This is a genomic window from Rhodobacteraceae bacterium LMO-JJ12 (genome assembly GCA_021555075.1).
In the GTDB taxonomy this organism is placed as follows: domain Bacteria; phylum Pseudomonadota; class Alphaproteobacteria; order Rhodobacterales; family Rhodobacteraceae; genus JAKGBX01.
In genome coordinates this window covers 217,210-229,280 of sequence record JAKGBX010000004.1, presented here as the reverse complement: position 1 = coordinate 229,280, position 12,071 = coordinate 217,210, and the positions used below count along the sequence as shown (strand labels likewise).

The following is a 12,071-nucleotide window of genomic DNA, read 5'->3' as shown; positions in this document are numbered from 1 at the left end:
TGCATTTAGGGGGCACTGCCCGCATCCTGCTCCAGCGGCAGAGCGTCGCTGATCAGGAATCCGAAGGTGTGTTGTTCGTGGAGGCGCAATTGACTGGATCCGGGTCCACGATGCTCCTGGAACTGCATGGTTTTGCCACCAGGAAGCGCAATCGTGTAGTGAACCAGATCACCCTGAAAAAGAACTTCTTCAATCGTGCCGGTGAATGAGACAGTGTTTTCGCTGTCTTCTGTTGGTCTGAATACCTTTTCGGGACGTATGCTCAGCAATCCGGACTGGCCGAGGTTGAGCTTGCTCGAACTGACCGACAGCCCGATTTCCGGGATCGAGATCGAGCTGGTATCGTCCCGTTGAAATGACAGGATGTTGGTTTTGCCGATGAATTCCGCGACAAAGCGGCTGTTGGGCGCATCATAGATCCGGTCGGCTGTATCCAGCTGGATAATGCGCCCCTTGTCCACCACGGCGATCCGGTCGGAAAGTGCAAGCGCTTCGCTTTGATCATGCGTGACGAAGATGATCGTGCATCCCAACTGGGCCTGATACTCCTTGATCTCGACCTGCATCGCCTGACGCAGCTTCAGATCCAGAGCGCCCAGAGGCTCGTCCATCAACAAAATCGGCGGCTCAAAAACAATGGCCCGCGCAAAGGCGACGCGTTGCTTCTGCCCGCCCGAAAGCTCATTGGGCATCCGGTCGGCAAGATTTGACAGCTGAACCATCTTCAAGGCGGCGTCTACCCGCCGTTTCTGTTCGCTCTTGTCGACCTTGCGCAGACCGAGCGGGAAAGCAACGTTTTGAAAAACGCTCATATGGGGAAACAGCGAATAGCTCTGAAACACCATCCCGACGTTTCGTTGCTCGGGCGGCAAGCCGACAACGGAATGTCCGCCGATCTCGATATCGCCGCGACTGACCTCGGTAAAGCCTGCCAGAACGTTCAAAGCTGTCGTTTTCCCCGACCCGCTGGCCCCGAGAAAGGTCATTATCTCACCGGGTTCAACAGTAAGGTTGAAATCCAGCAAGGCATCAACCGAACCGTATGTCTTGCTTACTCCGTGATAACTCACCGACGCTCCGGGCATTGCTGAGATCCTTTTATTAAACTTGGCAGTCGCGGATTGACGACACTGTCATTACTGACACCAACGTCATTACTGACAGCCTTGTCACTTTTGAGATTTGAGTCAATACAGTTTTTTGTATCTGCCCTTTATCGCGCCCCCGGTGCCAATACTCACCAACTGCCCGGCGGGGATATCGGGCAGAATATGCAGGCCCAGCGCGCTTGTGCTTGGACAGGCACCTGCCCCGACAAGATCAACAGGCATAGGGCATCGCAGCCCCCCCCGGGTCGCCCGAATCCCTCGCATGCCCTACCGTTCCGTCTTGGCGGAAAAACTCCTGCACTGGCGCGATTTCCCCCGGCTCTGAGCCACAAGCCGCTTTTTGCGCGACTGCCCCTTTCGCTTTCCTGCGAATCCATTATTGTGACTGCCATCATACCTTCACCGGGAAACCTCTACTGGGGGGGCGGATGTCTCGCACGATCGATTATGGCAGCCTGATGCACCGTGCGATGCGCGGTCTTATTCAGGAAGTACTTCAGGATGTGGCCGAAAACGGCCTTCCCGGTGCGCATCATTTCTTCATCACCTTCGACACCACCCATCCGGGTGCCAAGCTGGCGGATTGGCTGCGCGAACGTTACCCGTCCGAGATGACCGTGGTGATGCAGCACTGGTTCGACGGGCTTGAAGTGAGCGACGAAGGCTTTGCCATCACGCTCAATTTCGGTGACGCGCCCGAGCCTCTCTATATCCCCTATGATGCGATCAAGACTTTCGTCGATCCTTCGGTCGAATTCGGCCTGCGCTTTGAAACCCATGATGACGAAGAAGAAGACGATACCGACGATCACGAACCGATCGAGGTGGACGACGAGGGAAAAGAAAGCCATGACGCCGAAGTCGTCAGCCTCGACAGCTTCCGCAAGTAGCGCCGCGTTCCATTGATCTTCGCCCTGACCGCCGCCATTGTACGCATCAACCAGCGGCAAAGGGCAGAACCATGAACAAGACACGAATCGAAAGCGACAGTTTCGGGGAAATCGCCGTTCCGGCCGACCGCTATTGGGGCGCCCAAACCCAACGCTCCATCGCCAATTTCCCTATCGGCTGGGAGCGCCAACCGACCGCAATCGTGCATGCGCTCGGCGTCATCAAACAGGCCTGCGCACGCATCAACCTCGCGCATGGGCGTCTCGATCCCCAAACCGGCGAAGCAATTATCAATGCCGCCACCGAAGTGGCCACGGGCGCGCTAGACGATCATTTTCCGCTGGTCGTGTGGCAAACCGGCTCGGGCACCCAATCGAACATGAATGCGAACGAGGTGATCGCCAATCGCGCCATCGAGACGCTTGGCGGCAAACTCGGCAGCAAATCGCCAGTCCACCCCAACGATCACGTCAACATGGGCCAAAGCTCCAACGACACCTTTCCAACTGCCATGCATATCGCCGCCGCCACCACCGCGCGCGAGGTGCTCTTGCCGGGCCTGGAAAAGCTGCATGACGCGCTCAAGATCAAACAGGACGCCTTTGCCGATATCATCAAGATCGGGCGCACCCATACACAGGACGCGACACCGCTGACACTGGGTCAGGAATTCTCGGGCTATGTGCATCAGGTCGCCATGGCGATTGCACGGATCAAATCCGCCCTGCCCCATATCTATGAACTCGCCCAAGGCGGCACCGCCGTCGGCACCGGGCTCAACACGACCGAAGGTTGGGATACACAGGTAGCGGGCGAAATCGCCACCATCACCGGCCTGCCCTTTGTCACCGCGCCCAACAAGTTCGAAGCTTTGGCTGCCCATGACGCGATGGTCGAACTCTCGGGCGCGCTGCGTACGGTGGCAAGCTCGCTGTTCAAGATCGCCAACGATATCCGCTTTCTCGGCTCCGGCCCGCGCGCCGGGCTGGGCGAATTGATCCTGCCCGCCAATGAGCCCGGCTCATCGATCATGCCCGGCAAGGTCAACCCGACCCAATGCGAGGCCCTGACCCAGGTTTGCGCGCATGTCATGGGCAACGACGCCGCCGTCGGTTTTGCCGGAAGTCAGGGCCACTTCGAACTTAATGTGTTCAAACCAATGATCGCCTATAACGTGTTGCAATCCATGCAGCTTTTGGGTGACGCGGCCTCGGCGTTTACCGACAATCTGGTGGACGGGCTCAAAGCCGATGAAACCCGCATCGACACTCTGATGAAATCAAGCCTGATGCTTGTCACCGCGCTGGCTCCTGAAATTGGCTATGACAACGCCACCAAGGTCGCCAAGACCGCGCATGAAAACGGCACCACCCTGCGCCAGGAGGCGGTGCGCCTCGGCTTTGTCGATGAAGCGACCTTTGATCGCATCGTGCGCCCCGAAAAAATGGTGGGACCAACTTCATGAGCAAGGTCATCAATCTCAACAAGGCGCGCAAAGCCAGTGCTCGGTTGAATAAATCGGCGCAAGCCGATGAAAACGCGGTGAAATTTGGCCGAACCAAGGCTCAGAAATCGCTTGAAAAGGCGCGCGCAGAGAAAGCGGCGCGCGCTCTCGACGGCAAACAGCGCGACGAATGAGCCGACCCGTCAAACATTCCCTCAGCCTGCGCGGGCATCGCACTTCGGTCTCGCTGGAAGAGGAATTCTGGCAGGCTTTTCGTGACATCGCAGCCGAACGCAGTCAGCCCCTGAACGCGCTTGCCGCCGAGATCGATGAAGCCCGCGGCCTCGATGGCGGTCTCGCTTCTGCGATCCGGCTATTTGTTCTGCGCCACTATCGCAATCGGGCTTAGAGAGGGCAGTCTGCCCAGCTCACGCCGCAGTTCAACCCGCCTTCTCTTCCACTTCCGCCGCCAGCGATTCCGCGCGCGCGGCCAGTTCGGCCAGACTCTCGGTAAGGCTTTCAGGCACCACCGCCACCTCGACACGCTCAGGCTCGGGCGCAGGTGTTTGATGCAGACGTTGCAACTCGCTTTCCAGATCGGCGACCTGATTTTGCATGTCGCGCAGCTTGTCTTCCACACCGGCGGTCTTGTCGGCCAGCATCAACCCGGCCATGAGCAGCATACGTGCCTCGGGAAGGCGCCCCGTATGCTCGGTCAGGGTGGTGGCTTCGTCGTTCAGCATCCGAGCGGCTGATTGCAGGTAATGCTCCTCGCCCTCCTGACAGGAAACCTCGAAACTGCGCCCGCCAATGATGATTTCCACTTCCGGCATTATGCGCTCTCCTCTGCTTGCAAGAGCGGTTCAAGCGCGCTCAGGATCGCGGCGCTCTCGGCCGTGTCGGCGGCCCGCGCCGCGCGCAAACCTTCAAGTTCGGCCAGCATCGCCTTGTTGATCAGATGCGGCTCGCCCACACCCTGTTCATTGGCCTCGCGCAGCGCCCCGTTCGAGGCGCGCAGTTGTTCATTGGAGGCGCGCAGCCGTTGTAGTTCGGCGTCAAGTTTGGTCAGCGTCGCGCTCTGTTCGGCGGTGCGCGCTTCGAGGACGGCAATCTTGTTGTCCTGGCGCTCGTGTAATGCCTTGATCCGCTCCTCAAGCTGCGCCGCTGCAAGCCGTTCCTCTTCCAACTCGGCGCGCGCGCGGGCCAATTCTTCTTCGGCCACGCTGCTGTCGGGCGCTGTGCCCAACGGCTCGATTCCCTTGGCAATCCGATCAAGCGCGGCCGTTATCCTGCGCTCAAACTCCTCTACCTGGTTCATGCCCCACTCCTTCTTGTGTCGTGCATCTGACATGCACTCACCGCGACCGCCGCGTCCCGGCAGTCTCAAGCCACCGGGCTTTTCGGGCATACGGCTGCCTCACCGCGAATCAAGCCCCTTGCCGGATTGCTTCAACTTTAATGCCTTTCGCCTTGTTTCCAAACAAGGAAACCGGTTTCCTGCCCGCAAACTGGCAAGCCCTTGCCGCTTCATGGGTCTTTTGCCCCTGTTGCGCCCCTGTCCGAGCCTGCTAAGGAATGCCCCAAACCCCATCAATCGAAGGATTCCCGCCTTGGATATTTCTGCTCTTCGCGCTGCCAACCCCGATCACTGGATGCGCGCCGCTGCCATCCGCACGCTCACGCTCGATGCCGTCGCCGCCGCCAACTCCGGTCACTCCGGCATGCCGATGGGCATGGCAGACGTTGCTACGGTGCTGTTTGGTCAGCATCTGAAATTCGATGCCGCCAACCCCGAATGGCCCGATCGTGACCGCTTCATCCTTTCGGCCGGGCACGGCTCGATGCTGCTCTATTCGCTGCTCTATCTCACCGGTTATCCGGAAATGACCCTTGAGCAGATCAAGGACTTCCGCCAATGGGGCGCGATCACCGCAGGCCATCCCGAATATGGCCACGCGCCGGGGATCGAAACCACCACCGGCCCGCTCGGTCAGGGCCTCGCCAATTCGGTCGGCTTTGCCATGGCCGAAGAGATTCAGCGCGCCCGCTATGGTGCCAAGCTGGTCGATCATCACACCTATGTCATGGTCGGTGACGGCTGCCTGATGGAAGGCATCAGCCAAGAGGCCATCGGCCTCGCAGGGCGCCATCAGCTCTCCAAGCTGATCGTGTTCTGGGACAACAACGACATCACCATCGACGGCAAGGTATCGCTGTCTGATTGCACCGATCAACCCGCGCGTTTTGCCGCCTCGGGCTGGCATGTGCAGCAGATCGACGGTCACGATCCGGCCGCCATCGACGCCGCCATCACGGCGGCCAAGAAATCCGATCAACCCTCGATGATCGCCTGCAAGACCCACATTGCCCTCGGTCACGCGGCCCAGGACACGTCCAAAGGCCACGGCGCGCTTACCGATCCCGATGAAATGGCCGCCGCCAAACAGGCCTACGGCTGGACCACCGGCCCGTTCGAGATTCCAAGCGAGATCAAAGCGTGGTGGGAAGCCGCAGGCCAGCGCGGCGCAAGTGAAAACGCCGCATGGCAAACCCGCCTCGCCGCACTTTCTGAAAGACGCCGGGGTGAATTCACCCGCGCCTATGCCCGCGACGTGCCAAATTCGCTAGCGGCCCGCGTGCGCGCCTTGAAAAAGCAGATCTCGGATGAACGGCCCAAGGTCGCCACCCGCAAATCCAGCGAAATGGCGCTGGAAGTGATCAACCCGATCATGTCCGAAACCGTCGGCGGCTCGGCGGATCTGACCGGGTCCAACAACACCAAGACCGGCGATCTCGGCATGTTCGACATCGACAATCGCAAGGGCCGCTACATCTATTGGGGCATCCGCGAACATGCCATGGCCGCCGCGATGAACGGCATGGCGCTGCATGGCGGCGTCCGCCCCTATGGCGGCACCTTCTTCTGCTTCACCGATTATGCCCGCCCGGCGATGCGGCTGGCCTCGCTGATGAAAATTCCCACCGTGTTCGTGATGACCCATGACAGCATCGGCGTGGGCGAAGACGGCCCCACCCACCAGCCGGTCGAACATCTGGCGATCTGCCGCGCGACGCCCAATTCCTACACCTTCCGCCCCTGTGACACGGTCGAGACCGCCGAGGCGTGGGAACTGGCGCTGACCACCAAGGAAACGCCGTCGGTTCTGGCGCTCACCCGTCAGGGCCTGCCGACTCTGCGCACCATGCACAAAGCAAAGAACCTTACCGCCCAAGGGGCCTATGTGCTTGCTGATTCGACGGGCAAACGTCAGGCGATCCTTCTGGCCACCGGTTCCGAGGTCTCGGTGGCGATGGAGGCGCGCGACTTGCTCGAGGCCGAAGGCATCGGCACCCGCGTGGTCTCGATGCCGTGCTGGGAGTTGTTCGAGGAACAAGACGAGAGCTATCGGCGCAAGGTTCTGCCCGGCGGCGCCGCCGTGCGCGTGGCTGTCGAGGCCGGCGCGCGCCTCGGCTGGGATCGCTGGCTTGCGGGCGAACGCGGCAAGGCGGCCAAATCCGGCTTTGTCGGCATGGAAGGCTTCGGCGCCTCCGCCCCGGCCGAAACCCTGTTCGAGAAATTCGGCATTACGGCGCAAGCCGTCGCCGAAAAGGTCAAATCGCTCCTCTGAACCGGTTGGTAAACATCGCTCAGGCGGCCCCGCATATCTTGCCCGGGGCCGCTTGGCACCTCAGAATCGAGCAACGGGATTTGCCCCATGTTTGCACCTCTTATCCTTCTCTTCGTGTCGCTTCTCGGTTCTGTTTTCGCCCTGCTGAACCCCCAATGGTTCGATTTTCTTCTTCTGGGCATCCCCTGCACATTGGCCAGCCTCTTTCTGCTGATCCGCGCGATCGTTCGCCAGGCCAGCGACCGGCGCGAGCGTGCAAAGAACTGGGTCATCCTCGATGGCTCGAACGTAATGTATTGGCGCGACAACATCCCCAAAATCGAAACCGTCCGGGAAGTCGTGTTACATTGTCAGGCTCTGGGTAAGGCCGTCAGCGTCGTTTTCGATGCCAACGTGGGCTATCTGATCGCTGACAAATATCTCGACGATCCCGTTTTGGCCCGGATGCTGGGGCTGCCCGAAAAACAGGTTCTCGTGGTTCCCAAGGGAACGCCCGCCGATCCCATCATCCTGCAAGCCGCACGCGAGTTCAGCGCCCGCATCGTGACCAACGACCAATTCCGCGACTGGGTTGATGATCATCCCGAACTGCGCGCCCCCGGCCTGCTGATCACGGGCGGCTATCGCTCGGGCACACTCAGCCTCGACATGCCGCCGCAAACCTGAGTGCGTCGCCGCCTCAGGCTTTCCCTTTGAAAACCGCCTGCCACGCCGGCCCAATCACCCGCGTTCCCAGCGGCAACAGCACAATCCCGACAGCAAGCCCCAACACCGCATCCATCGCCGCCGTCAAACCCCATTTAAGCGCCCCGAGGTAAGACCCGCTCATCCCGCTCACCACGCTCTCAACCGTTTGCCTGATAAACTCATAGGGCAGATGCCAGCCCAACTCATGCGCGCCGTGAACGATGATCGAGCCACCAACCCAAAGCATCGCCGCCGTGCCAATCACCATCAGCGTCGCCAGAAACCCCGGCATTCCCGCGACAATCGCGCGCCCCAGCCGCCGTGTAATCCGCATCCGCCCGCCAGTGCTCATCAACAGGCCCAGATCGTCCATCTTCACGATCAGCGCGACACTGCCATAAACCGCCACCGTGATGCCGATTGCAACAACTGCCAGCGTCGCCGCCTCAAACCAGATCGTGCTTTGCGGAATCGTCGACAGCGCGATCGTCATGATCTCTGCGGACAAGATGAAGTCGGTCTTGATCGCCCCCGCAACCTTTTCCTCTTCCAGATGCAGCGGATCACCCTTGCCCGGCGCCCCGAGATCTCCGACCTCCTCATGCGCAAAAAGCTTGTGCCAAATCTTTTCGGCCCCCTCAAAACACAGGTAAGACCCACCCAGCATCAGCAAGATAGGGATCAGCCAAGGTGCAAAATTCGACAGCAAAAGTCCGGCAGGCAAGAGGATCAACAACTTGTTGCGAATTGATCCAAGCGCGATACGCCCAACAATTGGCAACTCGCGGCTCGGCGCGAACCCCTGAACATAGGCCGGCGAGACAGCAGCGTCATCAATCACCGCCCCCGCCGTCTTGGCCCCTGCTTTCATGGCCTGCGCCGCCACATCATCGACCGAGGCCGCCGCCACCTTGGCAATCGCCGCTACATCATCCAGCAGCGCCAGAAGTCCACTCATACTCTCACCTCACAAGATTTGCAGACAGACTAACTGATCCCGTCAGGGATGAGTAGACCGACATTCCCCCACTTATACCCTCAGATCATCTCCATCGCCCCGCTCGTCGCTTCCAGCACGAAACGCTCCCCGGCCTTGACCACCTCGGCAATCTCTCGCCGCTGATCTACGCTCAAATACCCCTCCTCTGGTGCCGCCGCGATCAGCCCCAGCGCGCGCTCGCGCGCGGCCTCGAATGCGGTGCGCCGCCCCGTCTTTTCATAGTCATCGCGCCCCTGTCGTAAAAACACCCCCGGCACATGCTGCTCACGACACAGCGCCAGCGTTTGCGCACTGTCCAGGAAATGCCCGCCGACGCGAATGCCCATCACCTCGCCCCAGTTCATCGCCGCCTCGCTCACCTCCGGCGGCGTCAACAGCTTGCGCAGCATCGCGCCGGTCTCATCATCCAGAACCGCCTGAACCGGTGAAAACACCGTGGCACATTCCAGTTGCCCGACGCCGCCCAGAATATCCGCCCCCGCCATGGCCACGGCCTGCCCCAACATGGCGCGTTCGGCGGCGCCTTGCACATCCACATCCGGCGTGTCCGATCCCGCGCCATAGGTATGGGCAAGCAAGCCAAACCCTTCCTTCATCACCTGAATGGCCATGCCCGCCATCTGCACGCTCTCGGGGCAAGACTGCAGAGCCGATCCCGTCCCCATGTCGAGCGTGAACATCAAAGGCGTCGCAATCACCGGCGTACCGGGGGCCAGCACATGCGCCAGCGTCACCATCGCCACGATCTCGGCGCTCGCCATCAACACCATCCCGGCAGAGGTCAGCGGCGCCGAGCCCCCGGCCGAAGGCAGCGAACAGGCATGAATCGGCATTCCCAATCGCCCCGCCTGGATGATGCATTCGGTGTCCATGAACTTGAACTCAAGCGGCGTAAAACTACAGGTGATGCAGCTTGCGATCGGGCGCGCACGAAACGCCTCCTCCCCGCCTGCCGCGATCACGGCAATCTTCATGTCAAACTCGACGTTCTCCTTGCCATATGGCTGAAGCCAGCAATGTTTGGTGGTCCTCTGGATCATCTCGCCAAAGCTGTGAATATCCGCCGTCATCTCCGGCACGCCATGCACGAAGGGATGCGCCACAAAGCCCACCTGATCCAGCCCCTCGGCCACCGCCCCCATCTCGCGCACCGCCTTGAAATCGGTGTTGCGATAGCTGGCATCGCGCGGATCGACATAGCCATGCGCTCCGGTGCCCGTGCGCATGATGAATTGTCCGTCACCACGTGGCAGCGCCAAGTCGCGCGCCTCAACCTTGCCACATAGCCGCGCCTTCTTTGGCGTCTCGCGCAGCGCTTCCTCGATCAGAGCGCGCGGCAGCCGCAACCGATCGGCCCCACCGCCCTCAGTCGCACCCGCTTTCAACAATGCTGCCCGCGCACCGGGATGAATCACCACCACGCCATAGTCTTGCAACAACGCCAAACTTTGCGCGCGAAACTGCTCGATATCGCCTTGCGACAAGAACCGCCCGTGGGCCCGCCCGGGCCTTTCCCCCACATGAAATGCATCCGGCACAACCGGTCCTGTCCGCTGCACCTTGCGGCCACGTCTCTTGGGTTTTTGGTCAAATGTTTCCACTGTCATGATCGTCTCCATCGCTGAATCATCAATCGATGGCACACACCGTTTCGGCTCACTGCGGGCCCACTTGAGCTGCCAAAACGCTACGCTCCCTTCCCCGCCCCGGTCAAGCTTCACGCATCTTTGTACCTTCATCTTGCCCGAAATATCCCGGGGGGTGTGGGGGGCTGGCCCCCCACTTCTTTCTGCGGTGTGGGGGGCTGGCCCCCCGCTTCTTTCTGCGGTGCGGGGGGCCAGTGCCGCACCGCTCACGCCACGTGCCACACCCGCCGAAATGTTAGCGCAACCCCTCGAAGTTACCGCTAACACGCTGAATTACGCCGAAAAACCACGGCTCGCCCCCTTTCCGCGCGCGCTCAAACACTTTATGGCAAGCACAAATTCCAGCCACCCAGAGGAGCATTCCATGTCCATCAAAGTCGGCATCAACGGGTTTGGCCGCATTGGCCGTTGCACATTGTCCCACATCGCAGGCAGCCGCGATGATATCGAGGTGATCAAGCTCAACGCCACCGGCCCGCTGGAAACTGCCGCTCACCTGCTCAAATATGACAGCGTGCATGGCCGCTTCCCCGGCACGGTCACCCTGGGCGATGGCACCATGGATCTCGGCCGCGGCCCGATCGAGATGTTTTCGACCTATGACCTGAACGAGCTCGACTGGTCGGGCTGTGACGTGGTCCTCGAATGCACCGGCAAATTCAACGACGGCACCAAGGCCGACGTGCATATAAAGAACGGCGCGCGCAAGGTGCTGCTTTCGGCACCGGGAAAGAATGTCGACAAGACAATCGTTTACGGCGTGAACCACGACCAACTCACCGCCTCCGATACGATGATCTCCAACGGTTCCTGCACCACCAATTGCCTCGCGCCCGTGGCCAAGGTGCTCAATGACGCGGTCGGCATCGAATCCGGCATCATGACAACGATCCATGCCTATACCGGGGATCAGCCGACACTTGATCGGCGTCACAAAGATCTCTACCGCGCCCGCGCTGCCGCGATGTCGATGATTCCCACCTCCACGGGCGCCGCCAAGGCCCTAGGCGAAGTACTCCCGGCGCTGGCGGGCAAACTTGACGGCTCGGCGATCCGCGTGCCCACCCCCAATGTCTCGGCGGTCGATCTCACCTTCACAGCGGGCCGCGATGTGAGCGAAGACGAAATCAACGCCATCGTGGCCGAGGCCGCCGCAGGCCCGATGAAGGGTGTGCTGGGCTATGAAGACGCCCCACTTGTCTCGATTGATTTCAATCATTCCCCTGAAAGCGCAATCTTCGCCCCCGCCCAGACCAAGGTGGTCGGCAAGCGCCTGGTGCGCGTTCTGAGCTGGTATGACAACGAATGGGGCTTCTCGTGCCGCATGGCCGATGTCGCCGTGGCCATGGGCCGTCTCTGAACCCTCCCCGATGCGGGGCGCGCCCGCGCGCGCAAACTTGCACCAACCGGCCTGCTGGGGCATACCCTCGGCAGGCCGTTTTCATTTCGAGGCAGGAAACCATGAACAACCAGATCGCCATCGGGCTCGGCCTTCTGATCCTGGGCTTGCTGGGGCTTGATTATTACTTCTACGATTCCGAAGGCATCCTGTTCTTGTTGCGCAAACAAGACGACCTTATCGAATGGATGGCGTTCTGGCGCTGAACCGAAACCTCGCGCAAGATCTTTCGGCCAAGACGTTGAATTTGCGATAAAAAGCGCACC

13 protein-coding genes are annotated in these 12,071 nt (G+C 60.6%); 8 read left to right on the top strand and 5 right to left on the bottom strand.

Translation table 11 applies throughout. The features are described 5' to 3' along the window. Window positions 1–5: 5 nt before the first annotated feature. Window positions 6–1,085 carry an ABC transporter ATP-binding protein gene (locus LZG00_19900; GenBank protein ID MCF3596254.1) on the bottom strand — a complete coding sequence of 360 codons (1,080 nt, stop codon included), beginning with the start codon at window positions 1,083–1,085 and terminating at the stop codon, window positions 6–8. A 452-nt stretch (window positions 1,086–1,537) separates the two neighbouring features. Here LZG00_19900 and LZG00_19895 point away from each other — a divergent pair, with 452 nt between their 5' ends. The 4 genes from LZG00_19895 to LZG00_19880 all read left to right on the top strand — a co-directional run bounded on the left by LZG00_19895 (window position 1,538) and on the right by LZG00_19880 (window position 3,853). Continuing rightward, window positions 1,538–1,999: a ClpXP protease specificity-enhancing factor SspB gene (locus tag LZG00_19895; GenBank protein MCF3596253.1), complete on the top strand. Its 462-nt coding sequence runs from the start codon at window positions 1,538–1,540 to the stop codon at window positions 1,997–1,999. A 71-nt stretch (window positions 2,000–2,070) separates the two neighbouring features. Further along, window positions 2,071–3,465: a class II fumarate hydratase gene (fumC, locus tag LZG00_19890; protein ID MCF3596252.1), complete on the top strand. Its 1,395-nt coding sequence runs from the start codon at window positions 2,071–2,073 to the stop codon at window positions 3,463–3,465. Continuing rightward, window positions 3,462–3,638 carry a DUF4169 family protein gene (locus tag LZG00_19885; protein MCF3596251.1) on the top strand — a complete coding sequence of 59 codons (177 nt, stop codon included), beginning with the start codon at window positions 3,462–3,464 and terminating at the stop codon, window positions 3,636–3,638. The genes fumC and LZG00_19885 overlap by 4 nt, the downstream gene beginning before the upstream one ends. After that, a complete protein-coding gene (locus LZG00_19880) occupies window positions 3,635–3,853 on the top strand; it encodes a ribbon-helix-helix domain-containing protein (protein ID MCF3596250.1) in 219 nt (72 codons plus the stop codon). The genes LZG00_19885 and LZG00_19880 overlap by 4 nt, the downstream gene beginning before the upstream one ends. Before the next feature lie 31 nt (window positions 3,854–3,884). Here LZG00_19880 and LZG00_19875 read toward each other — a convergent pair whose 3' ends face one another. Then, complete coding sequence (locus LZG00_19875; GenBank protein MCF3596249.1) at window positions 3,885–4,277, bottom strand: cell division protein ZapA; 393 nt, start codon at window positions 4,275–4,277, stop codon at window positions 3,885–3,887. Next, a complete protein-coding gene (locus LZG00_19870) occupies window positions 4,277–4,762 on the bottom strand; it encodes a hypothetical protein (protein ID MCF3596248.1) in 486 nt (161 codons plus the stop codon). The genes LZG00_19875 and LZG00_19870 overlap by 1 nt, the downstream gene beginning before the upstream one ends. A 292-nt stretch (window positions 4,763–5,054) precedes the next feature. Here LZG00_19870 and tkt point away from each other — a divergent pair, with 292 nt between their 5' ends. After that, the gene (gene tkt / locus LZG00_19865; protein ID MCF3596247.1) at window positions 5,055–7,073 is read left to right on the top strand and encodes a transketolase; all 2,019 of its coding nucleotides are present in this window, start codon (window positions 5,055–5,057) and stop codon (window positions 7,071–7,073) included. Between the two features lie 87 nt (window positions 7,074–7,160). Beyond that, window positions 7,161–7,739 carry a hypothetical protein gene (locus tag LZG00_19860; protein ID MCF3596246.1) on the top strand — a complete coding sequence of 193 codons (579 nt, stop codon included), beginning with the start codon at window positions 7,161–7,163 and terminating at the stop codon, window positions 7,737–7,739. 13 nt (window positions 7,740–7,752) lie between these two features. Here the strand turns inward: LZG00_19860 and LZG00_19855 are convergent, their stop codons facing one another. After that, window positions 7,753–8,718: a DUF808 domain-containing protein gene (locus LZG00_19855; protein ID MCF3596245.1), complete on the bottom strand. Its 966-nt coding sequence runs from the start codon at window positions 8,716–8,718 to the stop codon at window positions 7,753–7,755. Window positions 8,719–8,798: 80 nt separating this feature from the next. Then, window positions 8,799–10,367 carry a trimethylamine methyltransferase family protein gene (locus LZG00_19850; GenBank protein ID MCF3596244.1) on the bottom strand — a complete coding sequence of 523 codons (1,569 nt, stop codon included), beginning with the start codon at window positions 10,365–10,367 and terminating at the stop codon, window positions 8,799–8,801. Window positions 10,368–10,770: 403 nt separating this feature from the next. Between LZG00_19850 and gap the strand changes: the two genes are divergently transcribed. Next, window positions 10,771–11,766: a type I glyceraldehyde-3-phosphate dehydrogenase gene (gene gap / locus LZG00_19845; protein ID MCF3596243.1), complete on the top strand. Its 996-nt coding sequence runs from the start codon at window positions 10,771–10,773 to the stop codon at window positions 11,764–11,766. Between the two features lie 101 nt (window positions 11,767–11,867). Beyond that, the gene (locus LZG00_19840; GenBank protein ID MCF3596242.1) at window positions 11,868–12,011 is read left to right on the top strand and encodes a hypothetical protein; all 144 of its coding nucleotides are present in this window, start codon (window positions 11,868–11,870) and stop codon (window positions 12,009–12,011) included. The last annotated feature ends 60 nt before the right edge of the window (window positions 12,012–12,071 follow it).